General features: G+C 67.0%; 23 protein-coding genes and 1 pseudogene. 2 read left to right on the forward strand and 22 right to left on the reverse strand.

The genetic code is table 11. From position 1 onward, the window contains the following. Positions 1 to 75 precede the first annotated feature (75 nt). The 5 genes from CDN36_RS15555 to CDN36_RS15575 form a co-directional block, all read right to left on the reverse strand. The gene (locus CDN36_RS15555) at positions 76 to 1,278 is read right to left on the reverse strand and encodes a glycosyltransferase (RefSeq protein ID WP_150556219.1); all 1,203 of its coding nucleotides are present in this window, start codon (positions 1,276 to 1,278) and stop codon (positions 76 to 78) included. Then, positions 1,275 to 2,270 (reverse strand): hopanoid-associated sugar epimerase, encoded by a 996-nt coding sequence (gene hpnA / locus CDN36_RS15560; protein WP_150556218.1) that lies wholly within the window; start codon positions 2,268 to 2,270, stop codon positions 1,275 to 1,277. Before hpnA ends, CDN36_RS15555 begins: the two co-directional genes overlap by 4 nt. Further along, positions 2,271 to 3,392 carry an adenosyl-hopene transferase HpnH gene (hpnH, locus tag CDN36_RS15565; RefSeq protein WP_150556217.1) on the reverse strand — a complete coding sequence of 374 codons (1,122 nt, stop codon included), beginning with the start codon at positions 3,390 to 3,392 and terminating at the stop codon, positions 2,271 to 2,273. 23 nt (positions 3,393 to 3,415) lie between these two features. Continuing rightward, complete coding sequence (gene ispH / locus CDN36_RS15570; RefSeq protein ID WP_150556216.1) at positions 3,416 to 4,375, reverse strand: 4-hydroxy-3-methylbut-2-enyl diphosphate reductase; 960 nt, start codon at positions 4,373 to 4,375, stop codon at positions 3,416 to 3,418. A gap of 348 nt (positions 4,376 to 4,723) precedes the next feature. After that, on the reverse strand, positions 4,724 to 5,386 hold the full coding sequence (locus tag CDN36_RS15575; RefSeq protein ID WP_502920375.1) for an MlaC/ttg2D family ABC transporter substrate-binding protein: 663 nt from the start codon (positions 5,384 to 5,386) through the stop codon (positions 4,724 to 4,726). 336 nt (positions 5,387 to 5,722) lie between these two features. On the opposite strand from CDN36_RS15575, the gene hpnN reads away from it, so the two are divergent. Further along, positions 5,723 to 8,374: a hopanoid transporter HpnN gene (gene hpnN / locus CDN36_RS15580; protein WP_287497211.1), complete on the forward strand. Its 2,652-nt coding sequence runs from the start codon at positions 5,723 to 5,725 to the stop codon at positions 8,372 to 8,374. 119 nt (positions 8,375 to 8,493) lie between these two features. Here hpnN and dxs read toward each other — a convergent pair whose 3' ends face one another. From dxs to CDN36_RS22590, 8 genes and pseudogenes are all read right to left on the reverse strand, one after another. Continuing rightward, positions 8,494 to 10,440, reverse strand: coding sequence for a 1-deoxy-D-xylulose-5-phosphate synthase (gene dxs / locus CDN36_RS15585; protein WP_287497212.1), 1,947 nt, complete (start codon positions 10,438 to 10,440; stop codon positions 8,494 to 8,496). Positions 10,441 to 10,462: 22 nt separating this feature from the next. Beyond that, entirely contained in the window at positions 10,463 to 11,536 is a 1,074-nt protein-coding gene (locus CDN36_RS15590) for a 2-aminoethylphosphonate aminotransferase (protein ID WP_287497213.1), read from the reverse strand. Positions 11,537 to 11,573: 37 nt separating this feature from the next. After that, a complete protein-coding gene (gene aepY, locus CDN36_RS15595) occupies positions 11,574 to 12,761 on the reverse strand; it encodes a phosphonopyruvate decarboxylase (RefSeq protein WP_287497214.1) in 1,188 nt (395 codons plus the stop codon). After that, on the reverse strand, positions 12,754 to 14,463 hold the full coding sequence (gene aepX, locus CDN36_RS15600) for a phosphoenolpyruvate mutase (protein WP_150556210.1): 1,710 nt from the start codon (positions 14,461 to 14,463) through the stop codon (positions 12,754 to 12,756). Before aepX ends, aepY begins: the two co-directional genes overlap by 8 nt. Next, the gene (locus CDN36_RS15605; RefSeq protein ID WP_150556209.1) at positions 14,460 to 15,224 is read right to left on the reverse strand and encodes a phosphocholine cytidylyltransferase family protein; all 765 of its coding nucleotides are present in this window, start codon (positions 15,222 to 15,224) and stop codon (positions 14,460 to 14,462) included. Before CDN36_RS15605 ends, aepX begins: the two co-directional genes overlap by 4 nt. 15 nt (positions 15,225 to 15,239) lie before the next feature. Continuing rightward, positions 15,240 to 16,262 carry a flippase-like domain-containing protein gene (locus CDN36_RS15610; RefSeq protein ID WP_150556208.1) on the reverse strand — a complete coding sequence of 341 codons (1,023 nt, stop codon included), beginning with the start codon at positions 16,260 to 16,262 and terminating at the stop codon, positions 15,240 to 15,242. Then, a complete protein-coding gene (locus tag CDN36_RS15615; protein ID WP_502920377.1) occupies positions 16,263 to 17,099 on the reverse strand; it encodes a HalD/BesD family halogenase in 837 nt (278 codons plus the stop codon). Next, positions 17,079 to 17,792, reverse strand: a pseudogene (locus CDN36_RS22590) (CDP-alcohol phosphatidyltransferase family protein); the annotation flags it as partial. The pseudogene CDN36_RS22590 and the gene CDN36_RS15615, both read right to left, overlap by 21 nt. Before the next feature lie 434 nt (positions 17,793 to 18,226). Between CDN36_RS22590 and CDN36_RS15625 the strand changes: the two are divergent. Next, entirely contained in the window at positions 18,227 to 18,982 is a 756-nt protein-coding gene (locus CDN36_RS15625) for an SDR family oxidoreductase (RefSeq protein ID WP_287497215.1), read from the forward strand. Between the two features lie 191 nt (positions 18,983 to 19,173). On the opposite strand, the gene CDN36_RS15630 is transcribed toward CDN36_RS15625, so the two are convergent. The 9 genes from CDN36_RS15630 to CDN36_RS15670 form a co-directional block, all read right to left on the reverse strand. Then, positions 19,174 to 19,521: a hypothetical protein gene (locus CDN36_RS15630; protein ID WP_150556206.1), complete on the reverse strand. Its 348-nt coding sequence runs from the start codon at positions 19,519 to 19,521 to the stop codon at positions 19,174 to 19,176. Positions 19,522 to 19,669: 148 nt separating this feature from the next. Then, positions 19,670 to 20,020, reverse strand: coding sequence for a cupin domain-containing protein (locus CDN36_RS15635; RefSeq protein ID WP_150556205.1), 351 nt, complete (start codon positions 20,018 to 20,020; stop codon positions 19,670 to 19,672). A 99-nt stretch (positions 20,021 to 20,119) separates the two neighbouring features. Then, positions 20,120 to 20,959: a siderophore-interacting protein gene (locus CDN36_RS15640; protein WP_150556204.1), complete on the reverse strand. Its 840-nt coding sequence runs from the start codon at positions 20,957 to 20,959 to the stop codon at positions 20,120 to 20,122. Continuing rightward, a complete protein-coding gene (locus tag CDN36_RS15645) occupies positions 20,959 to 21,618 on the reverse strand; it encodes a PadR family transcriptional regulator (protein ID WP_287497216.1) in 660 nt (219 codons plus the stop codon). The genes CDN36_RS15640 and CDN36_RS15645 overlap by 1 nt, the downstream gene beginning before the upstream one ends. A 239-nt stretch (positions 21,619 to 21,857) precedes the next feature. Next, positions 21,858 to 22,640, reverse strand: coding sequence for an amino acid ABC transporter ATP-binding protein (locus tag CDN36_RS15650; protein WP_370750309.1), 783 nt, complete (start codon positions 22,638 to 22,640; stop codon positions 21,858 to 21,860). Continuing rightward, positions 22,637 to 23,434 (reverse strand): transporter substrate-binding domain-containing protein, encoded by a 798-nt coding sequence (locus tag CDN36_RS15655; protein ID WP_150556331.1) that lies wholly within the window; start codon positions 23,432 to 23,434, stop codon positions 22,637 to 22,639. The genes CDN36_RS15650 and CDN36_RS15655 overlap by 4 nt, the downstream gene beginning before the upstream one ends. A gap of 305 nt (positions 23,435 to 23,739) precedes the next feature. Then, a complete protein-coding gene (locus tag CDN36_RS15660; RefSeq protein WP_150556202.1) occupies positions 23,740 to 24,393 on the reverse strand; it encodes an amino acid ABC transporter permease in 654 nt (217 codons plus the stop codon). Between the two features lie 15 nt (positions 24,394 to 24,408). Continuing rightward, positions 24,409 to 25,086 carry an amino acid ABC transporter permease gene (locus CDN36_RS15665; protein ID WP_150556201.1) on the reverse strand — a complete coding sequence of 226 codons (678 nt, stop codon included), beginning with the start codon at positions 25,084 to 25,086 and terminating at the stop codon, positions 24,409 to 24,411. A gap of 287 nt (positions 25,087 to 25,373) precedes the next feature. After that, complete coding sequence (locus tag CDN36_RS15670) at positions 25,374 to 25,829, reverse strand: HU family DNA-binding protein (RefSeq protein ID WP_150556330.1); 456 nt, start codon at positions 25,827 to 25,829, stop codon at positions 25,374 to 25,376. Between the last annotated feature and the right edge of the window lie 355 nt (positions 25,830 to 26,184).

Here is a 26,184-nt window from a genome sequence, read left to right on the forward strand (position 1 = left end):
ACGGTGGCTGGCGTGCGGTCGTGCCGTCGTGCGATCGGGGATGGTTGGGGATGATTGGGGATGATTCGGGCGAGGTCAGGCGTCCGACGATTGCTGCCCGCGTGCTTGTGCACGGCCTTTCCACATGCCGCCCCGCCCGCGCCAGTGCTGCAGCGCCGAATCGAACGTGAAGACCGTGTAGAGCGCGGCGACGACCGGCAGGAAGGGGCCGAAGCTCGACGGCTGGCGATAGAAGCGCAGCATCGGAAGGTAGGAGAGCGTCATCGCAAGCCAGGCGAACAGCCCGAGCCATTGCGCGATGCCCGAAGCGAAGAGCGTCATCGCCGGCGGCACGATGAACGTGAGCAACAGCGAGACGATCGTCCCGGCAAGCAGTACGGGCGAGTATTGCAGCTGCGCGTATGCCGTGCGCGAGACCATCTTGCGAATCTCGCCAAGGTTGTCGTAGGGACGCACGCTCGTCGCGCGTTCGGTGAGCCCCAGCCAGATCGGGCCTTGCTTCTTGAGCAAGCGCCCCATCGCACAGTCGTCGATGATCTCGTCGCGGATCGCCTCGATGCCGCCGCCGGCTTCGAGCGAGCGGCGATGAATCAACATGCATCCGCCGGCTGCCGCGGCCATGCGGCGCTTCGGATCGTTGACCCACGCAAACGGGTAGAGCATCTGGAAGAACAGCACGAAGGCCGGAATCAGCGTGCGCTCGAACCACGCGGTGCAGCGCAGCTTCGCCATGAGCGAGACGAGCACGCGCCTGTCGCCGACGGCGCGCGTGACCAGGCGACGCACGTTATCGGGCGTGTGGGCGATGTCGGCGTCGGTGTGCAGCAGGTACTCGGGAACGATGCCGTCGTCGTCCGTTGCGGGATCGCTCGCGAAGGCGACACCCTGACGGATCGCCCACATCTTGCCCGTCCAGCCGCCGGGCAGCGCTTGGCCGCTCAGCACGTCCACGCGGCGCGCGAAGCCCTCGGCCGCGGCGCGCTGCGCGGCCTCGCGGGCGAGCCCGGCGGTGCCGTCGCTGCTCTGGTCGTCCACGACGACGATACGCAGCCGGCCCGCGTAGTCCTGACGGCACAGCGACTCGACCACCTGGGCAATGGACTGCGCCTCGTTGCGCGCGGGGATCACCACGGCCACGGCGGGCCAGGCCTCGGGCACGGGCAGGCGGTCTTCGTCGACGTCGTCGCGCTCGCGCGCACGCCAGAAGCCGCCTTGCGAGCTCAGCAGATAGATCCAGATGGCCAGCGAGAGCGCGGCGATCCAGGCCAAAACAGTCATGACAGATATCCGGCAGAGCCGAACCAGGCGAGCGCGTCGCGCAAGCCGTCGGCATAGGGACGGGCGGTGTAGCCCAACTCGCGCCTTGCCTTCTCGGAGGAGAAGAACATGTGATAGCGCGACATCTTCAGGCCATCGACCGTGACGAACGGTTCTTTGCCCGTGAAGCGCGCCACGCCTTGCGCCGCCATCGCGAGCGGGTACAGCGGCCAGCGCGGCAGCGAGATGGTGGGGGCCTTGCGGCCGACCATCCCGGCAATGGTGGCGAGCATGTCGCGCAGCAGGACGTCGTCGCCGCCGAGAATGTAGCGCTCGCCGATGCGGCCGCGCTCGAGCGCGAGAAGGTGACCTTCGGCGCAATCGTCGACGTGCACGAGGTTCAGCCCCGTGTCGACGAAGGCCGGAATCTTGCCCTGTGCGGCCTCGACGATAATGCGGCCCGTGGGCGTGGGTTTGATGTCGCGCGGCCCGATGGGCGTGGACGGATTGACGATCACGGCGGGCAGGCCGTCGTTCGCGATCATCCGCTCGACCAGACGCTCGGCTGCGACCTTGCTGCGCTTGTACACGCCGATGGTCGTGGCTTCGTCGTTCGGGGAGGTTTCGTCGACGGGACCGGTGGCGTCATGCACGCGCAGCGTGGCAACGCTGCTCGTGTACACCACGCGCCGGACGCCGGCGCGCAACGCCGCTTCCATTACCGTGCGCGTGCCGTCGATATTGGCACGCATGATGTCGTTGGGATCTTTCGCCCACAGGCGATAGTCGGCGGCGACATGCAGCAGGGCGTCGATGCCTTCGAGCGCGCGCTGCATCGACGCGGCGTCGCGCATGTCGCCTTCCACGACTTCGACAGGCAGGTCGGCAAGGTTCGCCCGCGGACTGGTGCCGCGCACCAGCAGGCGAACCTCGTGACCGCGTGCGAGCGCCGTGCGTGCCACCGCAGAACCGACGAACCCGGAGGCGCCGGTCACCAGCACACGCGAGGGCATTTATGCCTTGGCCCGGCGCAGTTCGTCGAGCTTGATCTCGACGTGCTTCGAGAAGACGTACTCGGCCGGACGCTGCCTGGCGAACGAGACGTCCTCGGCCATCGGGCCTTCGGTGCGCACGCCCTTGAGCGCCACGCCGAGCGCGCGCAGCGGGTGCGACATCGTCTCGTTGACGGCCGTGGCTTCGAAGCCGCTGTGCACCATGCAGTCGGCGCACTTTTCGTAATTGCCCACGCCGTACTTGTCCCAGTCGGTGGTTTCCATCAACTCGGTGTACGTCTTGGCATAGCCTTCGCCCAGCAGGTAGCACGGACGCTGCCAGCCGAACACGGTGCGCGTGGGGTTGCCCCATGGGGTGCAGTGGTACGAGCGGTTGCCGGCCAGGAAGTCGAGAAACAGGCTCGACTGGCTGAACGACCACTTCTTGCCGCCGTTGCCGCGCTTGAGAATGTCGCGAAAGAGCTGCTTGGTCTTCGAGCGGTTCAGGAAGTGCTGCTGATCCGGCGCGCGCTCGTAGGCGTAGCCCGGCGACACGGTAATGCCGTCGAGGCCCAGATCCTTGGTCGAATCGAAGAACTTGGCGACCTTCTCGGGATCGGCGTTGTTGAACAGCGTGCAGTTGATGTTCACGCGAAAGCCGCGCGACTTGGCCAGCTTGATGGCCGCCACGGCACGGTCGTACACGCCTTCTTGCGAGACCGCGGCGTCATGCATTTCGCGGTCGCCGTCGAGGTGAATCGACCAGACGAAGAACGGGCTCGGCTCGTAGTCGTCGATCTTCTTCTCGAGCAGCAGGGCGTTGGTGCACAAATAGACGAACTTCTTGCGCGCGATGATGCCCTTGACGATTTGCGGCATTTCCTTGTGCAGCAACGGTTCGCCGCCCGCGATGGACACCACCGGCGCGCCGCACTCGTCGACCGCCTCGAGCGACTCCTTGAGCGAGACGCGCTGGTTCAGGATGGGGTCCGGGTAGTCGATCTTGCCGCAGCCCGAGCAGGCCAGGTTGCAGCGAAACAGCGGTTCGAGCATCAGCACCAGCGGGTAACGCTTGTTGCCCTTGAGGCGCTGCTTCATCAGGTAGGCGCCAACATACGCCTGTTGCAGGAAGGGGATGGCCAAGTTCGGCTCCTGTTCGTGTTGCGTTAGCCGGCGACCGCGTGTTGGGCGGCGGCCGGCTCGTCTTTGGTCAATTCCGACGGCAAGCGGAATTGGATGGTTTCCTCGATGCCGTCCATGAGAGTCACTTCGACCGTGTCGATGCGGCGCAGCGCGTCGATCACGTCTTCGACCATGCGCTCGGGCGCGGACGCCCCGGCAGTAATGCCGATGCGGGCTTTTCCGCGCACCCATTCGGGCTCGACTTCGGAGCCATCGGCCACGAGGTAGCTCGGCAGCCCCATTTCGGAGCCGATCTCGCGCAGGCGGTTCGAGTTCGAGCTGTTCGTCGCCCCGACCACGAGCAGCACGTCCACGCGCTCGCACAGTTCGCGCACGGCGGTCTGGCGGTTCTGCGTGGCGTAGCAGATGTCCTTGGTGTTCGGGCCGACGATATTGGTAAAGCGACGTTGCAGCGCAGCAATGATACCGCGAGTCTCATCGACCGAGAGCGTGGTCTGCGTGACGTAGGACACGGGCGTGTCGAGCGCGAGCGGCAGGGCGTCGACGTCCGCCTCGGTTTGCACCAGATGCACCGGGCCGTCGATCTGGCCCATCGTGCCCTCCACTTCGGGGTGGCCCGCGTGGCCGATCAGGATCACTTCGCGCCCGGCCGACACGTAGTTCTTGCCCTGGATATGCACCTTGGTCACGAGCGGACAGGTGGCGTTGAGCACCTTGAGCCCGCGCGTCTGCGCTTCCTGTTCGACCACGCGCGCCACGCCATGGGCGCTGAAAATGGTCACCGCGCCCGCAGGGGCCTCGGACAACTCGTCGATGAAGCGCGCACCCTTGGCCTTGAGCGAATCGACCACATGCTTGTTGTGGACGATCTCATGGCGCACATAGACCGGCGCGCCGTATTTTTCCAGGGCGCGTTCCACGATCTCGATGGCACGTATGACACCCGCACAGAACCCGCGGGGTTGGGCAAGGATGACTTGCATTCAGCTCTCCGGCTCAGGTCGGCCGGGATGACGGTCTCAATCGGTGGGCCACGGCGCGAAATGCACGCGTTCCGTGAACCGCCCGGTGCCATGGGAGATGGCAAGTCGGGTGTACCTTCGGGGGGACCGCCGTCCGGTCGTTTGACAAGCGACGATTGTAACCGGCGCGGCCAAATGTTGCTGACGAGCCCCTGTAGGAGAACGTCAGCCGATGTTGCGAAAATGTTGACGAACCGGCAGGCATCGGGGCCGAAATGCGTCCGATCCTGCCGTAATACCGTTCGCCGGGCGATTCCCGCCGCGGCGGCGCGCGGCGGCGAACGGGCCGCCCGTTGTCAAGTATTTGATTTATTTGCCGAAACGCTCGTTCTTGTCGCGCAGGTACGCGATCAGCCCGTCGATGCCCCCCTGGGCGATGCGCGCCTTGAACTGCGGTTGATAGAGCTGGATGAGCCAGGCGTCGGCCACGTTCTCGCCCATCATGTTGATGTCGTAGATTTTCCAGCCCTTATCGGTCTTGGCGAGCCGATAGGCCACCGACAGGTTGTCGCCGGTGCCGCTCACCGACGCGCCCACGACCGCGTCGGTGCTGTTCGGCGCGAGCTTGGCCGGCGCGAACTTGAACGACAGGTCGGTGCCGCGCACCTGCATGAGCTGCAGGGCGTAGGTGTTCACGAGCAATTGCTGGAACTGCTGGAAAACCTGCTCCTGCTGAGCGGGCGTGGCCGCATCGAAGACCTTCGGGCCCACGGCGTAGCGCGTGGTGCGACGAAAGTCGGTGTAGGGCAGGAAGTCGCGCGCCACGATGCGGGCCGTGGCGGCCGCGTCGCCGTTGCGCGCGGCCGGATCGGCCTTGGCCGCCTTGACGACCGTCTCGACGGCCGTCCTGACCATGTCGTTGGGGTTGGCGCTCGCCTGCGCCCAGGCGCTCGACACGAGGCTCACGCCGATGATGCCCGCGGTGGTGCTCAAGGCAACGGCCGCGGCCGCCGTCACTAGAAATTTGTTCATGCCCAGTCTTGTCGTCGTTGGTGTAAATCGGGGTAGGCCGTAGTGTAGTCCAGGCGACTCCCATGTGGCCCCTGTATACTGCTGCGGTTTTGAAAATTCACTGTTTCCGCACTTTTCGCGCATCGGCGGCCAACGTCTGATCGACGGATTCCGTCCCCGGTTGGTTCCCGGAGGCGGCCCGCCGTGTGGCGTTTGGTTACATTTTCGTGCCGCGCGCGGCGACAGTTCCGGTGACGGGCCTCGCCCGCTCCTTTACCCTTTACCTTTTGCCCTCGAGCCGCCGGCGCTGGCGGTCGGCCACACCCTTTTGCCGTCAATTTCTTCCGGAACCGTTACATGCTGAGTTCGCTCGTCGTGCGCATCGTCCGTTTTTCGGCGAAGCACGCGTACCCGGTCATTTTCGCTTCGCTCCTGCTCGTGATTGCGAGCAGCGTGTACGTCGCCAGGCACTTCGCCATCAATACCGACGTCTCGAGCCTGATCGATTCGAACACGCCCGCCGCCGAGCGCGGCCGCGCAATCGATCGCGCCTTCCCGCAAAAGGCCGACGTCACGCTCGCCGTGGTGCAGGCACCGGCCGTGGAATTTGCCGAGCGGGCCGCCGCCGAGCTGGCCGCCAGGCTCTCGACCGAGACCGACGTGTTCCGTGCCGTGACGCGCCCCGGCGCCGGCGAGTTCTTCGCGCACAACGCGCTGCTGTTCGCCTCGCTCGACGACGTCAGGTCGCTTACCGGCAAGCTCGAAGATGCGAAGCCGCTCATCGGCCGTCTCGCGCAGGATCCGAGTCTGAACGGGCTGGCAGGGCTGCTCTCGGTCACGTTGCAGACGCCGTTGCTGACCGGTCAGGTGAAGCTCTCCGACATGTCGCGCCTGCTCGGGCGCGCCGCCGATACGACCGAGGACGTGCTCGCGGGGCGCCCGGCCGGCATGTCGTGGCGCGCGCTCGTGGCGCCCGAGACTGCCGCGCGCAGCTTCGTGCTCGTGCAGCCGGTGCTCGACTACGCCGCGCTCGAAGCAGGCGCGAACGCCGCCACGCGCATTCGGCAGGCGGCCGCCGACCTGAAGCTCGCCGAACGCTATGGCGCGACGGTGCGCCTGACCGGCCCGCGCCCGCTCTCCGACGAGGAGTTCGCGTCCGTGCGCGAAGACGCCGGGCCCAACGCCGTGATCACGCTGCTCGCCGTGCTCGTGGTGCTGTGGCTTGCCGTGCGCTCGGGCAAGATGATCCTGGCGGTGTTCATTACGCTGCTGGCCGGCCTGGCGGTGACCTTCGCGCTGGGCCTGATGATGGTCGGCGCGCTCAACATGATTTCGGTCGCCTTCGCGGTGCTGTTCGTCGGCATCGGCGTGGATTTCGGCATTCAGTTCGGCGTGCGCTATCGCGAGGAACGCCATCGGCTCGACAAGGTCGGCGAGAGCTCCGAGGCGGAAGTCCTGCAAGGGGCGCTCTGCAGCGCGGGGCGCGCGATTGCCATGCCGTTGTCGCTGGCTGCGGCGGCCACGGCCGCCAGCTTCTTCTCGTTCCTGCCGACGGCCTATCGCGGCGTGTCGGAGCTGGGGCTCATCGCAGGCGTCGGGATTCTGTGCGTGGCGTTTCCGTCGGCGATCACGCTGCTGCCCGCGCTCATCAGCGTGTTCAAGCCGAAGGGAGAACCGAGCTCGCCGGGCTTTCGCAGCCTCGGGCCCGTCGACGATTTCACCGAGAAGTACCGCGAGCCGCTGCTGTACGGCACGCTCGCCCTCGTGGTGGCGGGCTTGCCGCTGCTCGCCCGTCTGCACTTCGATTTCAATCCGCTGCATCTGAAAGACCCACACACGGAATCGATGGCTACGCTGCTCGATCTGGCCAATTCGCCCGAAGCCGGGGTGAACGACGTGCAACTGCTCGCGCCCGATCTCGATGCGGCCGATGCCGAGGCCGCGAAGCTGCGCGCCGTACCCGAGGTCGGGCGCGTGGTGACGCTCACCACGTTCATGCCGGCCAACCAGCCGGCCAAACTCGCTCAGATCGGCGCGGCGGCAACGTCGCTGCTGCCGCTGCTCTCGCAGACGCCGCTGGCGCCGGTGCCCGACGCCGTGCGCGTAGCGACGCTCAGGACGGCGGCGGGCCAACTGGAAGACGCTGCCATCGACTATCCGGGCGAAGGGTCGAAGCAAGCGCAGCGTCTGGCGACGGCGCTGCGCAAGCTCGCGGCGGCCGACGCGGCCACGCGTGATCGCGCCGAACGCGCCATTGCCGAGCCGCTGAAGCTGGCCCTTGCACAATTGCGCGACGCGCTGCAGCCGAGCCCGATCACGCGCGAGACGCTGCCCAAGGACATCGTCTCGCAATGGGTCTCGGCCGACGGGCGGGCGCTCGTGAACATTTCGCCACGCGTGGCAAAGGGCGCCGATCCGGGCGACGACGCCATGCTGCGCAAGTTCAGTGCCGCCGTGCTGCAGACCACGCCCGACGCCGTGGGCGGCCCCATCTCGATCCTGCGCTCGGCCGACACCATCATTCGCGCCTTCATCGAAGCGGGCATCTGGGCGCTGCTGTCGATCACCGTGCTGTTGTGGCTCGCGCTGCGCAACTTCGGCGACGTGCTGCGCACACTCGTGCCGCTGCTCGTCTCGGCGGCCGTGACGCTCGAGATCACGGTGCTCATCGGCTTGCCGCTGAACTTCGCGAACATCATCGCGTTGCCGCTGTTGTTGGGGGTGGGGGTGGCGTTCAAGATCTACTACGTGATCGCATGGCGTCACGGGCAGACGCGCCTGCTCGAGTCGAGCCTCACGCAAGCCGTCGTGCTCTCGGCGGCGACCACCGGTATCGCGTTCGGCAGTCTGTGGCTCTCGCATCACCCGGGCACGTCGAGCATGGGCAAGCTGCTCGCGCTCTCGCTCGTGTGTACGCTCGTCGGCGCGGTGTTCTTCCAGCCCGTGCTCATGGGCAAACCGCGCGACAAGCGCGCGGCGCTGCTCAAGCCTCCCAGGACGCTGAAGTAGCCTGCCGGGCATGCTGGCGATGACGTCGATCGCGCCGATCACGTCGTCCAACGAAAAACGGCACCGTAAGGTGCCGTTTTGCTTTTGGGGCGCGTGAAGATCGACGCCTGGCCGACACCTCAGGCGCGGGGCGGCGCCGGGGAGGGCGCCGAGGACGCCGGCGCCACGGACTCGACCTTGCCACCCAGGCGTTCGGCCATGGCGCGCCGGATCGATGCGATGATCCCCGGCTTGTCCAGTCCCACCGAGGCGAGTTGCTGCGCCGGCGTGCCCTGATCGATGTACGTGTCGGGCAGACCGAGCTGGAGCACGTTTGCCTGCACGCCGCTGGCGTTGAGCGCTTCCACGCATGCCGTGCCCGCGCCGCCCATCACGGCGCCTTCCTCGAGCGTCACGACGAGGTCGTGCGAGCGCGCGGCCCCGAGCACGGCGGCCTCGTCGAGCGGCTTGACGAAGCGCATGTTGAGCACGCTCGCGTCGAACTCCTCCGCCACCTGCTCCGCGAGGGCGACCATCGAGCCGAAGGCGAGGATGGCGACGCGGCGGCCGGCCGGGGCGCCGCTTTGACGACGCGTTTGCGCGCGGCCCACGGGCAGCGTCGACAGCCCGCTCTGCGTTGCCACGCCGGGACCGGCGCCGCGCGGATAGCGCACGGCGCTCGGGCCGTCGATGCCCAGCGCCGTTTGCAACATCTGGCGGCATTCGTTCTCATCGGCCGGGGCCATGACCACCATGTTCGGGATGCAGCGCAGGTAGGCCATGTCATACGCGCCGGCATGCGTTGCCCCGTCCGCGCCCACGAGGCCGCCGCGATCGATGGCGAAGACCACCGGCAGGTTCTGCAGCGCCACGTCGTGAATCAGCTGATCGTAGCCGCGCTGCAGGAACGTCGAGTAGATCGCGACGACCGGCTTGAGCCCCTCGGTGGCGAGCCCGCCGGCGAACGTCACCGCATGCTGCTCGGCGATGCCCACGTCGTAATAGCGCTCGGGAAAGCGCTTCTCGAACGCCACCAGACCGGAGCCTTCGCGCATGGCGGGGGTAATGCCGACCACGCGCGCGTCGGCGGCCGCCGCATCGCACAGCCATTCGCCGAAGACCTGTGTATAGGTCTTCGGTGAGGCGGTGCCGGGCGCGGCGGGCCGAATGCCCTCGCTCGGGTTGAACTTGCCGGGCCCGTGATACAGCACCGGATCGGCTTCGGCGAGCTTGTAGCCGCGCCCCTTGCGCGTGACGACGTGCAGGAACTGCGGCCCCCTGAGCGCCTTGATGTTCTCGAGCGCGGGAATGAGCGCGTCCAGGTCATGACCGTCGATGGGGCCGAGATAGTTGAAGCCGAATTCTTCGAACATCGTGCCCGTCGGCTGCACGATGGCCTTGGCGTGCTCCTCGAGCCTGTGCGCGAGCTCGCGCATCGGCGCCGGGGCATTGCGCAGCAACTGGCGAACGCTTTCCTTGCCCGCCGAATAGAACTGGCCGGACATCAGCCGCGTGAGGTACTGGTTGAGCGCACCGACCGGCGGCGAGATCGACATGTCGTTGTCGTTGAGCACGACAAGAAACGGCAGGTCGTCGTACACGCCGGCGTTGTTCAATGCCTCGAAGGCTTCGCCCGCCGTCATCGCGCCGTCGCCGATCACGGCGATCGCATGCCGCTTCTCGCCCTTGATCCTGCTCGCCAGCGCCATGCCGAGGGCCGCCGAGATCGACGTGCTCGAGTGCGCCGTGCCGAAGGTGTCATAGGGCGACTCGTCGCGCTTCGGGAAGCCCGAGAGGCCTTGCCACTGACGCAGCGTCGGCATGGCCTCGCGGCGGCCCGTGAGGATCTTGTGCGGATAAGTCTGGTGGCCGACGTCCCACACGATGCGGTCGTTGGGCGTATCGAACACGTAGTGCAGGGCGATCGTGAGCTCAACGGTGCCGAGGTTCGACGACAGATGCCCGCCCGTGCGCGACACGTTCTCGAGCACGCATGCACGCACTTCGTCGGCCAGACGGCGCAGCTCGGCGCGCGAGAGGGCGCGCAGGGCCGCCGGGGACTGGATGCTGGCAAGCAGATCGGTCATGGCTGAACGTCCTTGCCCGCGCTCACTTCACCAGTCGCGCGAAAGACGCCAGCAGGCGGTCGATGTCGGCCGTCGCGAGGTTGCCCATCGTCGAGATGCGGAACAGCGTGCTCGACAGGCCGCCCTGGCCTGCGTAGATCACGAAGCCGTCGGCCTTGAGCCAATCGTGCAGACGCGGGTAATCCACGCCGGCGGGCAGTTTGTACGCGCGCAGCACGACCGACGACTCGGCCGGCGGCAGCACGCTGTCGATGCCGAGTGCGGCCAGGCCGGCACGCGCCTGCTCGGCGAGGGCGCCGTAGTGCGCGTGACGCTTTCCCCAGCCGCCCGCGTCTTCGAGCTCGCGCAGCGCCTCGACGAGCGCGTAGTACGCATGCACGGACGGCGTGAACGGGGTGTTGCGCTCAGCCTGGAGCTTGGCGAGACGGCCGATGTCGAGGTAATACGTGCGGCTCGCCGCCCTGGCGAGCGCGCGCTTGCGCACCAGCACGAACGACACGCCCGGCACGCCGTGCAGGCACTTGTTGGCCGTGGCCGCCACCGCGGCGATGCCCGGTGCATCGAAGTCGATGGCCTCGGCCGCGAAGCTGCTCACGCCGTCGACCAGCAGGTCGATGCCGCGCTCGCGGCAGGCGTTCGCGATACCGGCCAGGTCGTTCAGACGGCCGGTCGTCGTCTCGTGATGGATGATCGCCACGTTCGTGTACGGGCGATCGCCGGCGGCGTCGAGCCTTGCGACGACCTGCGCCAGATCGGGCGCCTGCATCCACTCGAAATGGATCACGTCGTGATCGATGCGGTACTGCCTTGCGATCTGCGAGATGCGCTCGCCGTACACGCCGTTTTCCACGATCAGCAGGCGGCCGCCTTCGGGCACGAGGCCGGCCGTCATGCTCTCGACGGCGGCAGTGCCCGAGCCGGTCATCAGGACCGGCGTCCACACGTCCGGGTCGAGGCCGTAGACGGAGATCAGACGCGCGCGGGCTTCATCCTGCAGGTCGAAGAACTCGGGCTCGCGATGGCACAGGTCGGGCTGCAGCAGGCTCTTGCGGACACGCTCGGTCAGGGTAACGGGGCCCGGGTTCAGTAACAGCATGGCGAAGCTTCCTCGGCAAATAGGTAAAGGGAAACGCTCAGGCCGAGGCCCGGGCGCGTGATGCGATATGGCCCATCAGGCGCGACTTGACGGCCTCGGGCGTGACCTTCGGGCGCGGCAGGCCGTCGGGCGTGCCGGGGCGCGTGCTCAGGCAGGCGAAGCGCGGCCCGCTGCTCGGGCTGGACGTGCGGGCGTCGAACAGTTGCTCGACGACGTCGAGCGTATCGCCTTCGAGCGCGAGCGCGTAACCGCTGGCGGCGGCCACGCCCGCGAACGAAACCGTCGGTGAGACGGTGGCCTGCGCTCCCGTGGAGTCGTGCGACGCGTTATCGAGCAGCAGATGCACGAGGTTCGACGGCCCATACGCACCCAGCGTGGCGAACGCCCCCATGCGCATGAGCGCGGCGCCATCGCCGTCGAGTGCCACGACGCGCAGCTCCGGGCGCGCGAGCGCGAGGCCGAGCGCCAGCGTCGTCACGCAGCCCATCGAGCCGACCATGTAGAGCTGATTGGGGCGATCGTCGAGCGCGTACAGTTCGCGACCGCAGAAACCCGTCGATGCGAGCACGACGGTGCTCTCGAGCGGCGTGTGCGCGACGACGCGCTCGAGTGCGTCGCGTCGTGCCGGCAGATCGGTGGGCGCCACACCGCGCATGAGCGACACCGGCGCGGGCTGCGCCGGGCGCGCCGCACGCTCGGCCGGCTGCAGCGGGAAGGGCGCCACGCTGCCCTTTTGCATGACGAGCGCATACGGACGCCCGGTCTCGTCCATGTGCCTTACGGCGCGCTCGAGCGCCGGCGCAATCGCGTCGGGCTCGGTGGGAAACAGCTCCCATGGCACTTCCATCAGGTCGAGCATGGCCGGCGTGATCGGGCCCATGAGCGCGTGCTGCGGCTCGTCGGTGATGCCCGGCTGGCCACGCCACGTCACGATCAGCAATTGCGGCAGGCGGAACGTCCACGTGAGCGAGGTGAGCGGGCTCACGGCGTTGCCCAGCCCGGAGTTCTGCATCATGGTGACGGCGCGCACGCCGTGGCCCCCGCCCAGCGTGGCGCCCGCAGCGATCGCGACGGCGTCGCCCTCGTTGGCCGCCGACAGATAGTGCAGCGTGGGGTCCTGCAGCACGTAGTTGATGAACGGCGTGAGGAACGAACACGGCACGCCGGTGTACCACGTGAAGCCGCGCTTTCGCGCGGCTTCGACGAACTGCCCTGCCTCAATCACCTTGCGCCTCCGCATTGGCGCCGCTGTACGGCGTCTGGCCGTGCGCGAAATCGGCGGCGCGGCGGAATTCTTCCATGTCGTTCACCCCGCGCCAGTGGCCGTGTACGTACTGCACCGCGATCTTCGCGCCATCGTGCACCAGCGCGTTGATGAGTTCGGGCATGCCGAGCCGATCGAACTCCGGACGGGCCTGCAGCGCGGCGAACACGCGTTGCAGCCGCGCGCGGCCTTCGTCGCCGCGCACGGCCAGCAGCCCGATCCAGCGGCCATTCGGCGTGCGGCCGGCGTCGGCGGCCTCGCCGCTGATCTTCTCGAGCAGCACCTGCTGGCCGAACAGCCCGCGGTCATCGCCCGCCGAGCAGTACGCGAAGTCGCGCACGCTGGCGTTGGCCGCATTCGCGGTGCTCGCGGCGGTCGAGTCGACCACGACGGTGAAGTCGGCCTCGCTCTCGACGAGATCGCGCACGATGTAGCTGCGAAAGAGCAGGTCGCCATACGAGATCACCGTGTCGTGCGCGAAGGCGTGGCCCACGCGTGCGAGCGAGGCGAGCTCGCCCGTCTCGGCGTGGCGCTCGTTGATGGCAAGCGTGATGCCGGCCGTGTCGATGGCGTCGGCACGATAGCCGCCCACGACGGTGATGTCGTTGATGCCCTGCTTCTTGAAGCCGTCGACGAGCCAGCGCAGCAACGGCTTGCCCGCGACCGGCAGCATGACCTTCGGGCGATCCGTCGTCACGCTCTCGAGGTTCTTGCCGCGGCTGGCCGCCAGCACGATGGCCGAGCGCGGCGCATTCGCCGCCGACAGGTAGCGATCTTCCGCTTCGGTGTATTCGTCGGCGTCCTGCAGGCGGAAGATTTCGTCCACGGTGGCAATGCGGTCTTCGACGTTGACGAGCGTCTCGCTGCGATGGATCTCGGCGGCCACCGCCTGCATGGCCGAGGTGGCCGCACGGATCAGATGGTTTGCCCAGATCACGACGCTGATGCCGGCGTCGCGAAAGACGTCGGTCGGCGTGCTGTAGTACTTGGTCGGCACGATCACCAGCGGGCAGCGATTGCCCCATTCGCGCGCGAACTGGACGATCTCGTCGGCGCGCTTGAGCTTGCTGTGAATGAGGATGGCGTCGGCGCCGGCCTGACGATAGGCCTCGGCGCGGCGCAGCGCCTCTTCCATGCCCCAGCCGGCGATGAGCGCTTCGACGCGCGCCACGATCGAGAAGTCGTCGTCGCTTTGCGAGTCCTTGCCGGCCTTGATCTTGCCGCAGAATTCGTCGATGTCCGCGAGCGGCTGACGCTCGCCGCCGATGAAGCTGTTCGTCTTCGGGAAGACCTTGTCTTCGATGCACACGCCGGCCACGCCGCGCTGCTCGAGCTTGCGCACGAGACGGCGCATGTTGTTGAAGTTGCCGTAACCGGTGTCGCCGTCGAGCAGAATCGGCAGATTGCTGGCATCGGCCATGAACTCGAGGTTGTCGACGACTTGCGTCCAGCTCGCTTCGTTGTTGTCGCGCACGCCGAACTGCGCCGAAATGGCCAGTCCGGAGGCCCAGATGCCCTTGAAGCCGGCCTCGCGCACAATGCGCGCGGACAGGCCGTTGTGGGCTTCCATCAGGAATTCGAGCTGGTTGCTGCGCAGCATCGCGCGCAGTTGTGCCGCGCGCGTGGCGCTCGGCGGCAGGGAGAATGCGTCGGGAGCGTTCATTCGGACACCATCGTGAGCGGTTCGAGTTGCGGCAGCACCTGGTCGGCGGCGCGCTTCACGTCTTCAGGGTAGTCGATTTCGATCCACGGGAAACCCGTGACGTCGGCCGTTTCGAATTGCGCGCCGCGCTCGAGCAGCAGGTCGCGCACGGCTTCTTCGTGCGGCATCTTGGCGCGGCCCGATTCGACGTAGTCGCGCGTGATTTCCGCCAGGCGCGTGGCCGTGGCCTCGTTGAAGCGGAAGAAGCCGACCGACTCGCCGACCGTGTCGTAGGCCAGCCCGACCATGACCTGCTTGCGCAGCTCGACGGGCACGCCGTCCTTCAGGCACAGCTTGACCGGCTCGTCGCCCACTTCGAAGTCGCGGTCGATGAGCAGGCGGTTGGCGCTCTGGCCGGCGACCAGCGCGTTGAAGATGCGCTGATCGTAGAGCACGTCGGCGTCCATGACGAGCACGTCGCCGCCCGCGCTCAGCGCATCGGCCGCCGTGTGCAGCGTGAGCACGCTGCCCAGATGGAATTCCGGATTGAGGCGGATCTGCGGACGCGGCGTCCAGTTCAGACGCTCGAGTTCTTCGCTCACCTGCTCGTGATGGAAGCCGAGCGCGAGTACGACGTCCGTGATGCCGGCGGCCGCGAGCATGCGCAGATGGCGCTCGAGCAACGACATGCCGTCGAACCTGAGCAGGCACTTCGGCGACTGCTTGTCTTCGGGCTGGAGCAAACGCAGGCCCATGCCTGCAGCGAGAATAATGGCCCGCATGGTCGATATCCTTCTTTAAAGCGGTGCAGTATCGGTGGCGGCGGGCAGCGGCACGCTCTGTTGCGCAGCGCGCCGGCGACGCCAGCCACGTTCGGAGTAATGCAGATAGACGAGGCCCGGCACGCCGAGCAGCAGCTCGCGCGTGCGCTTGGCCAGCGACAGGGCCAGCGCGGCGTCGGCCGGCAGGCCCACGAGCGAGGCGAGCAGCAGGTAGCCGCCTTCCTGCACGCCGAGCGAGCCCGGCACGAAGAAAGCGGCGCCGCGAATCGCCTGCCCCAAACTTTCGAGCAGCAGGGCGTCGACCCAGCTCACCGGATGGCCGATGAACTGCAGGACCAGCCAGACTTCGGCGGTGCCGACGATCCAGCCGAGCAGGCTCAGCACGAAGCTCGCAAACAGCTGGCGGCGCTCGCCATACATGCGTTGCACGATTTCGTCGACGGCGTCGGCGCGATCGAGCAGCGACGACCAGTCGCGCTTGGAGGACATTTTCGACAGCATGCGCAACGCCCAGCCGAAAATGCCGCGCCGCTGTGCGACGTAGAACACATAGAGCAGCGCCGAAATGACGCCGGTGGCGAGCAGCATCGGCAGCCACAGGCCGGCGGCCGTGTCGCGCGTGGCGCTGATGCCGAACACCGCGAGTCCGAGCAGCGCGAAGACGATCTGTGCCACGGCCTGCAGCGTGGTGCTCACGGTAATGGCGGCGGCCGCTTCCCGGCCCGCCAGTCCGCGTTGCTTCATCTGGCGCACCATCGCGATCGGCCCGCCGATCTGGCCGGCGGGCAGCAGGCTGTTGACCGATTCGCCGACCCAGCGCGTGAGCACGGCGCGGCGCAGCGAGCAGGACCTCGCCACGAGCACCTGGATGGCGGCGGCGTCGAGCGCCAGCGGCACGAGGTGGAACGCCGCGATGGGCAGCAGACCCCAGCCGGCCATGGCCAGCGTGGACATGACCGAGCCGGCCCCCTGCCAGATCAGCAGGGCGACGAAAAGGGCGAGGCCGAGGGTGAGCGATACGATGGCTGTCCGGTTCATTTAGCGTTTCGTCCGTCCCAATACCTGACGAAACACTTGCCGGAAACCGAAGTAGGCGATGGCGTCCTTCATGTTCGAAATGAAGCGCTGCCACGTGCCCATGCGCGGGTCGGTCACGTACTCGAAGGTCAGCGAAATCCGTTCCTCGTTGTCGCCGAGCGGCGTGATTCGATGATGGAGCTTGTCCCCGTCGAAGAACACGAGCGCACCGGGCGGATAGGCCACGGCGCCGTCGACCGGCGCCACGCCGGGATTGCGCGTGTGCAGCCGGTATTCGAGCTTGCAGCTCGAGCGATCGACCACGCCCAGCAGCAGCGTGTAGCGACGGCCCCTGTAATAGGACGTGTCGTAATGCCAGCCGATGTGATCGCCCGGGCGCGTGTAGTAATAGAGTGCATACGCGTGCGGATCGTCCTGCGGCGAGGGCAGCAGCTTCTCGCCGGCCAGGCGCTCCAGAAAGCGCATGAGGGCGGGCGAGCGATACAGCTCGGCCACGTAAGGGGCGCGTTCGTCGAGCGTGTGGCGGCTCACGCTGCCGCCTTGCTTGTGGCCCGGCAGGTAGTTGCGGTTCACGTTGGGCGTTACCGCGCGCGCGGCGGCGATCAGTTGCTCCGTGACGGACGGCGGCAGAAACTTCTCGAGATAGAGGAAAGCGTCCTGCGACTTGAACTCGCGCGTGGCGGCGTCGAGATCGATGGCTTCGAGCGCCTGTTCGATCTCGGCGTCAATGGCGAACGCGGCAGGGGCGGCAGCCGGTGCGGCAGGCGTGGCGCGGGCGAGCGGCGAGGCCGGTTCCGCACCGGCGACGACCTGCCCCGATTCGGCCTTCGGCGGCAGCGCACGGCGCATCACGCGCACGTAATCGGCGATCACCAGCAGGGCGAAGAGCGGCGCGCCGATGGCCGCGGCGATCAGGAAGCCGCGCGTGCCGTCGAACAGCGTGACGAGCGGCATGAGATACAGCACGTCTTCGGTCTCGAAGCCGCCGACCGAAGCCTGCTTCGTGCCCGCCTTGCCCACGCGTTCCTCGATGCGCATGCGCAGAAAGAAGATCAGCGCCACGGCGATGCCGGCGATCCAGCCCAGCGCGGACGCCGACAGCGGCACCGGCAGCAGGCGCTGACCCGGCGCCAGCGCTTCCACGCCCATGCCGATGCCGCCGAAGAGCAGCACGGTGACGAGCGCGTCCGACGCGAGATCGTAGAAGTGACCGATACGGCTCGTCTTGCCGCTGATGCGGGCGAGTTCGCCGTCGGTGTGGTCGATGAAGTTCGACAGGACCAGCAGCACCGCGCCGAGGTTGGCCATGGCATAGCCGCCCTGGGCGAACGCCCACGTGCACGCCAGGCCGACGATCAGCCGCAGCGTGGTCAGATGATTCGGGCTCACGCGCGTGTCGACGAGCGGCGTGACGAGCCGGCGCGCGAGCCGCGCGTCGTATTGGCGGGGGCGCGGCGGCACGGGGCGTGTGGTCTTCTCGGCGCTTGGCGCGACAGCGCGCGCCGAAATAGTTTTCGGTATCGTTTCCATGAGGGGGGAATATATACCCATAAGACGGTAATGTGCAGGCCACCCGAAATGCCTGTACCTACCGCGACACCCTTGGCGGACGGGGCATTGACGCGCGAAGGAAAGTCCGCGTGCTGCCGCGTTGCCGAGCGTCGCGGCCGTCCGTGTCATACCTGGGCGATATGCGGCGATATGGGGCGGTAGGCGGCGGTAGGCGGCGGTAGGCGGACGAAGTTCGCGATTATATTCCGCAACACTGTATTTCGCTTTTCGAGGACCCGCAGCGTCGATTTGACGCACCCTCCAATCGCCCCATTGCGGCCATTCCCAAGGCGGTTTTGGGGCTTGCGCCCGGAAAAGCGACATCGAGTCGGGATAGCGGCCGCTTCGCGATGCGCGGATAATGGCGGTCCTGTTCGTCACTTATTGCGGCGTTACGCCGCCGCATTCCCGCCATGTCCCAAACGATTGCCATCCTTACCGGCGCTTCGCGCGGCCTGGGCGCCGCGCTCGCGCGCGAACTGCTCGCGCCTGGCACCCATCTCGTGACGCTGGCCCGTCACCCGGACGACGATCTCGCCGCGCAGGCCGCCGCGAGGGGCGCGTCGCTCGAGCAGATTGCCGTCGACCTGTCCGACGCCGAGGCCGCCGCCGGGGTGGCCGAACGCATCTTCGCCGCGCTGCCGCGCGAGGCCGGCCGCTATTTGCTGATCAACAACGCGGGCACCGTCAACCCGGTGGCCAATGCCGCCGCGCTTGACGACGCCGCGGCCATCGGGGCCGCGTTCGCGCTGAACGTGACGTCCGTGATGCTGCTCACGTCGCGCTTTCTGGCGGCAACGCAGGGGCTGGCGGCCAAGCGTCAGATCGTCAATATCTCGTCGGGCGCCGGCCGCAACCCGAACGCGGGCTGGGCCGTCTATTGCTCGACCAAGGCCGCACTGGATATGTATACGCGCGTGGTCAACGCCGAACACCGCGCGCATGGCGTGCAGGCGGTGTCGCTCGCTCCCGGGGTGGTCGATACGGGCATGCAGGAGACGATTCGCAGCAGCAGCCCGGAGAGCTTCCCGGCGTTGGCACGTTTTCAGGAAATGAAGGCGAGCGGCAAGCTGTCGTCGCCGGAGGACGTCGCCCGCCGCATTCTGGCGCTGGCGGCGCGCGATGACTTCGGCCAGACCGAGATCGACGACATCCGCAATTACGCCTGAGCGCGCGCATCCGATAAAAGCACCGGCGCGAGGGCCTGGCAAGCCGGTGCACATCGGCGCACAGCGGCGCACAGCGGTGCCTGTCGAGGCGGCGCGGGTGCGTGGGCAAGCATGGAGGAGCGTGCAGGGGCGTGCAGTGCATGGAGGATCGTGCAGGGGCGTGCAGGAGCGGGCGCCGCCTGCGTGGCGACTTACTGCTCCGTGCTGGTAATGAAGACGTTCCCGTTGCGCTCCGGCGCGTAAAGGATCAGCGTTGGCGCATGGATGTCGAGCGCACGCTCGCACGCTTCGGCATAGGAGTCGAACTGCACGGCCCAGGCGCCGTTGCGCACGTAGCAGTGCGTGATGGTGTCGGTCCGGCGATCGAATTCCTGCCCGAGGAAGACGCCCTGCGTGTAGCACCAGACGACGAACCCCTGAAAGTCGGCCTGCTCGGGCGCACGAAATACGCGCCAGCGGGCGTTTTCCTGCCCCGCCTGACGCGCCGTGGCGCCAGCCGCCCAACGCTCGAAGCCGTCGTGTCGTTTGCGTTGCTCCATGCCGTGGTACCCCCTTGGGTGAACCGCCCTCCAGGTGCCGAAATTCGACATCCGCGGGCGCGTTTCCATAGTCGGAAGTTGTTCCCGGCTTTTCTATCAGGCAATTCCGAAAAATGGCAGGGAATTTCTCCAAAGGAGGGCCGCGACGTCAGTCGTAATGGAGCGCGAGCCACACCGTGACTTCGCCCTGAGCGGTCCATTCGACGCGGTGCCGCCGGTGCGCCGCGATCGTCACCACGTCGCCGGGGCGCAGCACGAGCGTCTCACCCGGGGTGTCCGCGAATGCGAGCCCCGCGCCGCCGGCAAGCAGGGCGACCCACTCGTGTTGCGGCTGGTCATACCAGAAACCCGGCGGCGACGCCTGCCCGGTCGAGACGATGCGCTCCACGCGCACGCCGGGCCGGGTCAGCAAGGCGTCGAATTGCTCCGCGGCCGCGGGATCGGCAGACGCCGGCAGACCGGCGAACAGATTCGCGTCGGGCGAGAGCGGTGTCGTCATTTCCGTGGGCTCCGGGCGGTGTGGGGACTGCAACGCGGGATAGAAAGGATACACGCGCCACTCTCCCGGCGGGCCGACGGCGCAGGGCGCGCCGCGGACTCAGTCGTCGAGGTTCTCGTGCACGGCGGCGTCTCCGCGTCGCCAGTAGGCCGCCGCCTTGACCCATTTCGGGTTCAGGCCGCGAGTCTCCACCAAATGGCGGCGCACGGCCTTGGCCACGCCAGCTTCGGCAGCGACCCAGGCGTGGATGTCGCCGGCCGGCATCGTGGCGCAGGCGAGCGCATCGACGAGCGCCGTGCTCTGTCCGGCAGGCGTGCCCTCGCGGTAGATCCACTCGACAACGACGTCTGCCTCGCTCGTGAAGCGCAGACGGTCTGCCGGAGCGTCCACTTCGGCGAAGACGAACACGAGCGCGCCGGCCGGCAGCTCGGCCAGCCGCCGCGAGATCGCCGGCAGGGCCGTATCGTCGCCGATGAGCACGTAGCCGTCGAAATTCGTCGGGATGATGAACGAACCGCGCGGACCTCCCACGCCGAGCCGGTCGCCGGGCCGGGCCGAGCGCGCCCATTGCGTGGCGGGGCCGCAATCGTGCATCGCGAAGTCGATCACGAGCGTGTTCGAGGCAGGGTCGTAGTGGCGCGGGGTGTAGTCGCGCATCAGGCGCGGCGCTTCGCCGGGGGCTGGCTTGGCCACCCCCTCGGGGCCGATTCGCGGCAGCGACAGCTCGCCGGTTTCCGGATTGGGGAAGAAAAGCTTGACGTGATCGTCGAAGCCGGGGCTGTGAAAACCTTCCAGGTCGTCACCGCCCAGCGTCACGCGCAGCATGTGCGGCGTGAGCGTCTCGACGCTGCGCACTTCGAGCAGGCGCATGCGCAGTTCGTGCCGCACGCGCTGCGGCGTGCGCTCGGGGGTGGCGTTCGGGGCAGCGTTGTCTTGCATCAGATTCGCTCCAGTTGTTGTGCGGCCGCGTCGAGAATCGCGGCGAACGCGTTGGCCTGTTCGGTCGTGAGCGGCTCGCCGCCCAGACGCAGGTGTACGGCGTACTTGAAGTTGTGCAGCGCGCGCATGACTTGCGGCGGCATGTCTTCCGAGCGCTCGCGGCGTGTCGCCAGCCGCGCGAGCAATTCGGTCACGCTGCCTTCGTTTTCCGCCAGGTATTCGCGACCGGCGTCGGTCGCTTCATAGGACTTGCGCTGGCTGTCGCCCGTGTTTTCCTGCACACGGATGTAGCCCATCTCCTCGAGCAGCGTGAGCGTGGGATAGACCACGCCGGCGCTCGGGCTGTAGGTTCCATTCACGCTTTCTTCGATCGCCTTGATGAGTTCGTAGCCGTGACGCGGCTGCTGCGCTATCAGATGCAGCAGCACGAGCCGCAGGCCGCCGTGGCTGAACAGGCGGCCGCCGCGTCCTCCCCGGGCGCCGCGCTCGCCATGTCCGCCATGTCCGCCATGGCCGTCCCATCCGTCGCGCCCGTCGCGTCCGTCTTCGCCTCGCCCGCCCCGGCGATGGCCGTAGCCGCCGCGACGCTCGTCGCCAAAATCCATTCCCTCCAGACCCATCGGGCCCCGACGCATGAAATCGCCACGTGATCCACGCATGATGCGACTCCTTATCGATGTGGTTAAGACATGTTTACGATATATCTAAATTGCATCGAAAGCAAAATTATTTTTGATTGGCAGGGACCGGCGGCGTGAAGGCCCCTGCACGGCAGGGGCGAGGGGGCCGAGGAGGCCGAGGACATTCGGCACCGAGGAAATGGCCGGAAAATTCTATCGAAAACGATATATCGATAGCGCGGGAGGTGCGCCGGCGGCCAACAGCGATATACCCGGGGCTACGGCGCGGGATGACTGAGCAACTGGCCGAGAAACTGTCGGGTCTTGTCGTGCTGCGGGCGATCGAAAAACTGCGCGGGCGGGGCTTGCTCGACGATGCGGCCTTCGGCCATGAAAATCACACGGTCGGCCACGCGCCGTGCGAATCCCATCTCGTGCGTGACGCACAGCATCGTCATGCCGTCCTCGGCCAGCCCGATCATCGTGTCGAGCACTTCCTTGACCATTTCCGGATCGAGCGCCGACGTGGGCTCGTCGAACAGCATGATGCGCGGCGTCATGCACAGTGCCCGGGCGATCGCCACGCGCTGCTGCTGGCCGCCCGAGAGCTGGCTCGGATACTTGTGAGCCTGCTCCGGAATGCGCACACGCGTGAGAAAGCGCATGGCGAGCGCCTCGGCGTCCGCACGCGAGAGCTTGCGCGAACGCATGGGCGCCAGCGTGCAGTTCTCCAGAATGGTCAGATGCGGGAAGAGATTGAATTGCTGAAAGACCATGCCGACTTCCTGCCGCACGCTGGCTACGTTCGCACCACCGGCCGTGAGGTCGATGCCGTCGACGACGATGCGCCCGCGCTGCACCGGTTCGAGGCGGTTGATGCAGCGAATGAGCGTCGATTTGCCGGAGCCTGACGGCCCGCAAATGACGATCCGCTCGCCCGCGGCGACCGTGAGATCGATATCGGTGAGCACCTGGAATTCGCCGAACCATTTGCTCACGCCGGTCATCTCGATGATCGGGGCGCCGCCCTCGCCGGGCGCCCGCATGGCGGCGGCACTCATTGCAGCTTCGGCAAGTCGGTGTCGAGCCACTTGCGGTAGAGCTTGTTCAGTTCGCCGTTGGCCGTGTTGCGGGCGACGAAATCGTCGATCGCGGCGAGCAGTTCGGGCTGGTTCGGGCGCAGCGCGATGCCCATCGATTGCTGCAGGAGATTGAACTTCGGCTCGAACTGTCCCGGGGCGCGCTGCCGGATCGCGTTGGCGACGGTGACGGAGCAGCCGATCGCATCGACCTGTCCCGAGAGCAGTGCTTGCATGGCGGAGGCGTCGTCGTCGAAGCGTCGGATCTCGGTGCCTTCGGGCGCGCTTTTCGTGACGGCAATGTCCTGCGTGCTTGCGCGCGCCACGCCCACGCGCACGCCCTTGAGATCGGCGGCTGACCTGAGCGGCGCTCCCGTCTTGCCGAGCAGCACGATGGTCGCCGCGGCATACGGCTTCGAGAACTGCACCTGTTTGGCGCGCTCCGGCGTGATGGCAAGCGATGCCACGAGCACGTCGACCTTGCCGGTGAGCAGAAACGGGATGCGATTCGGTCCGGTGACGGGCACAATGTTGACCTTCACGCCGAGATCCCTGGCGAGTAGCCGGGCGACATCCGCGTCATAGCCGTCGGGCTGATTCTGCGCGTTGAACGTGCCATACGGTGGGAAGTCGACCAGCATGCCGACGTTGAGCGTGCCCTTTTTCTTGATGTCCGCCACGGTCTGCGCGTGGGCGGGCGCGGCGAGCAGCGAGAGCGTGCCCGTCAGCAGGCCGCCGAGGGTGCCGCCGAGCGAGCCGACGAAGCCGGCGGGCATGGCGGCCACGCCGAGCGTGGCGAGGAAGTGGCGGCGCGACGGCGTCGCGCCATCTTCGCGGGCGGCCGGACGGCTGGCCGGGTGCGGTAGCTTTCGAGTCATGCGAAGTCTCCTGAGACGAAGTGCGAAACGTCGAAAATCGACGGAAAAGCCCATCCGGTGGCAGCGGCACGAACAGCGGCACCCGACAGCACCCGACAGCGCCAGGCAGCACCAGGCAGCACCCGAGAGCAGTACCACAATGCCTTGCACCGCTGCGGTGCCATGCAATGTCCCCGACGCGACCTGGCGTGGCCCGGTGCGCCCTAGCGCGCCCATGCCGCCGCCTGTCGCCGCTCGAGCCGTGCGGCAAAGCGCGACAGCGGCCAGCACATCACGAAGTACAGCGCGGCCACGACAGAGAACACGGCCATCGGCTGGAACGTCGCGTTATTGACGATCTGTCCGGCGCGCGTGATTTCGGTAAAGCCGATGATCGCGGCGAGCGATGTGCCTTTGACGATCTGCACCAGATAACCCACCGTGGGCGCAATCGCGATGCGCCGCGCTTGCGGCAGCACGACGTCACGCATGCGTTGGGACCATGTGAGCGAGAGCGCCTGCGCTGCCTCGGTCTGCCCATGCGGCACGGCCTCGATGCAGCCGCGCCAGATTTCACCGAGAAATGCGGCGCTGTTGAGCGTCAGCGCCGCGCCCGCGGCGATCCATGGATCGATCTCCACGCCGAACACGGGCGCGCCGAAGAAGATCAGAAACAGTTGGAGGAGCAGGGGAGTGCCCTGAAACAGCTTGATGAAGGCGAGCGAAATGTTGCGCAGCCAGACGATGTCGCCGGTGCGCGCGAGCGCCACGCCAAGCCCGAGAATGCCGCCGCCGACGAAGGCAATGGCCGACAGGGCGAGCGTCCAGCGTGCGGCCTCGACAATGAACCAGAATTCGGACCAGCCGAACGTGCGCATGGGCGGGCGCCTCCGTCAGGGGCCGCGACGCTCGGGGAAATCGAGCGTGCGGCGGTAGATCGCGCGAAAGAGCGCCGAGAACGCGAGCGAGAGCAGCAGGTAGATCGCCGCGACCACGATATAGATTTCGAAGCTGCGGAACGTCTGCGACTGGAGCGTTGCGGCCACCGACGTGAGGTCATCGGCCGAGATGACCGAGACGACCGCCGAGCTCAGCATCAGCAAAATGAACTGGCTGGTGAGCGCCGGATAGATGGACTTGAGCGCGGGCTTGAGGATGACGAAGCGGAAAATTTCCCACGGCTTGAGGTTGAGCGCGAGGCCCGCTTCGATCTGGCCGCGGGGAATGGCGTCGATGCCGGCCCGCAGAATCTCGGTCGCGTAGGCCCCGAGATTGATCACCATCGCGGTGAGTGCGGCCGTGTGCGGACTCCAGCGCAGGCCAACGGCGGGCAGGGCAAAGAAAAAGAAGAAGAGCTGGACGAGGAACGGCGTGTTGCGAATGAGCTCGATGTACGCCTCGACGATCCATCGCACCGGCGCCGGCCCCGAGGTCTTGCCCCACGCGCAGGCGATGGCGAGCAGCAGGCCGAGTGCCGTCGCACTCAGCGAGAGTTCGATCGTGATCCACGTGCCCTTGAGCAGTAACGGCCACGCCGCAAAGACGTCGCCAAACGCAAACGTGTATTGCAAGGAAGCCCCCTCGCAGCTTGCCGACCGGTGTCCCGAGCGATGTTAGCGGGCGGTGCATGAGGCGTCCACTCCGCACAAACCCCAGCGAAAACCCTAGGTTTTGACACCTGGCGAGTGCGGCGGCCAGGCGTTGAGCACGGCGAAAGACGTCGAAAGAGGGCGACGGGACGAAAGCCGGTGTGCGGACAAAAAAACGGCGCCGAAACATCGGCGCCGTTCTCGGGCGTAGCGGCCAGAGCCTGTCGTATCGCGCTGCCGTGCGAGGCACGGCGTGGCGACGGCAAGACTTACTGGGCGGCGTCCTTGACCTTCTTCAGCGGGCGAACCTTCACGCGCACCGAAGCCGGCTTCGCCGGGAACCAGCGCTCCTGGCCCGTGAACGGATCCTTGCCGAAACGCTTCGCCTTGGCGGCGATTTGTTGCGACGTGACCTTGAACAGACCATGCAGCGTGAATTCGCCGGCACCCTTCTTGTGCAGCGAGCCGAGGATCGTGTTCTCGAGCGCGGCCAGCACTGCCTTCACTTCCTTCACGGCGACAGCCGATTGTTCCGCGAGGTGGGCTGCGAGCTGGGTCTTGTTGAGCGTTTCCTTGATCGGCGAGAGCTTGCCGTTTGCGGCTGCCTTCGGTGCTGCCTTGGCTGCCTTCGGCGCTGCCTTTTTCGCTGCCGGCGCCTTCTTGGCTGCCGGAGCCTTTTTCGCCACAGGGGCCTTCTTTGCTGCTGCTTTCTTTGCCGTTGCCATATCGATCCAATCGATGAGAATAAGAAAGTGCCGTCGGAGAACGGCCACCCGAATGATACGTCTTGCTGCGCCGACGATTCTACCTAAGAAATCGCTTTGTGCGAGTAGTGCGCGACGAATGTTGCGCGCTTGCCGCACAAGGCTGAGCGGCCATTTCGCGATGTTCCGGCGCCATCCCGACGACATTGCGGCGACATTGCGGCGGCGATTCCATTCCTTTCGTTCGCGACCTCGCGCGCTGGCACCGCCATGATTTCCCGTCCACGAGAATCGGGCGAGCGCGTTCGCGCGCAATCGGGCGCCGGCTTTCCCATCATTTTCGACGGTGCTGATGGCATCGATGGCGCCGATGGTG

It is taken from the genome of Pandoraea sp. CB10b_02, from assembly GCF_002216225.1.
GTDB lineage: Bacteria > Pseudomonadota > Gammaproteobacteria > Burkholderiales > Burkholderiaceae > Pandoraea > Pandoraea nosoerga.

What these genes read in the sequence shown, in the direction of transcription:
- CDN36_RS15670 (WP_150556330.1), bottom strand. Translation starts at nt 25,829, where the DNA reads ATGGCAACGGCAAAGAAAGCAGCAGCAAAGAAGGCCCCTGTGGCGAAA.
- hpnN (WP_287497211.1), top strand. Translation starts at nt 5,723, where the DNA reads ATGCTGAGTTCGCTCGTCGTGCGCATCGTCCGTTTTTCGGCGAAGCAC.
- CDN36_RS15645 (WP_287497216.1), bottom strand. Translation starts at nt 21,618, where the DNA reads ATGCGTGGATCACGTGGCGATTTCATGCGTCGGGGCCCGATGGGTCTG.
- CDN36_RS15655 (WP_150556331.1), bottom strand. Translation starts at nt 23,434, where the DNA reads ATGCCCGCCGGCTTCGTCGGCTCGCTCGGCGGCACCCTCGGCGGCCTG.
- CDN36_RS15610 (WP_150556208.1), bottom strand. Translation starts at nt 16,262, where the DNA reads ATGAACCGGACAGCCATCGTATCGCTCACCCTCGGCCTCGCCCTTTTC.
- CDN36_RS15650 (WP_370750309.1), bottom strand. Translation starts at nt 22,640, where the DNA reads ATGAGTGCCGCCGCCATGCGGGCGCCCGGCGAGGGCGGCGCCCCGATC.
- CDN36_RS15605 (WP_150556209.1), bottom strand. Translation starts at nt 15,224, where the DNA reads ATGCGGGCCATTATTCTCGCTGCAGGCATGGGCCTGCGTTTGCTCCAG.
- CDN36_RS15590 (WP_287497213.1), bottom strand. Translation starts at nt 11,536, where the DNA reads ATGCTGTTACTGAACCCGGGCCCCGTTACCCTGACCGAGCGTGTCCGC.
- ispH (WP_150556216.1), bottom strand. Translation starts at nt 4,375, where the DNA reads ATGCAAGTCATCCTTGCCCAACCCCGCGGGTTCTGTGCGGGTGTCATA.
- CDN36_RS15635 (WP_150556205.1), bottom strand. Translation starts at nt 20,020, where the DNA reads ATGACGACACCGCTCTCGCCCGACGCGAATCTGTTCGCCGGTCTGCCG.
- aepX (WP_150556210.1), bottom strand. Translation starts at nt 14,463, where the DNA reads ATGAACGCTCCCGACGCATTCTCCCTGCCGCCGAGCGCCACGCGCGCG.
- hpnA (WP_150556218.1), bottom strand. Translation starts at nt 2,270, where the DNA reads ATGCCCTCGCGTGTGCTGGTGACCGGCGCCTCCGGGTTCGTCGGTTCT.
- CDN36_RS15625 (WP_287497215.1), top strand. Translation starts at nt 18,227, where the DNA reads ATGTCCCAAACGATTGCCATCCTTACCGGCGCTTCGCGCGGCCTGGGC.
- CDN36_RS15640 (WP_150556204.1), bottom strand. Translation starts at nt 20,959, where the DNA reads ATGCAAGACAACGCTGCCCCGAACGCCACCCCCGAGCGCACGCCGCAG.
- CDN36_RS15575 (WP_502920375.1), bottom strand. Translation starts at nt 5,386, where the DNA reads ATGAACAAATTTCTAGTGACGGCGGCCGCGGCCGTTGCCTTGAGCACC.
- CDN36_RS15660 (WP_150556202.1), bottom strand. Translation starts at nt 24,393, where the DNA reads ATGCGCACGTTCGGCTGGTCCGAATTCTGGTTCATTGTCGAGGCCGCA.
- CDN36_RS15555 (WP_150556219.1), bottom strand. Translation starts at nt 1,278, where the DNA reads ATGACTGTTTTGGCCTGGATCGCCGCGCTCTCGCTGGCCATCTGGATC.
- CDN36_RS15630 (WP_150556206.1), bottom strand. Translation starts at nt 19,521, where the DNA reads ATGGAGCAACGCAAACGACACGACGGCTTCGAGCGTTGGGCGGCTGGC.
- dxs (WP_287497212.1), bottom strand. Translation starts at nt 10,440, where the DNA reads ATGACCGATCTGCTTGCCAGCATCCAGTCCCCGGCGGCCCTGCGCGCC.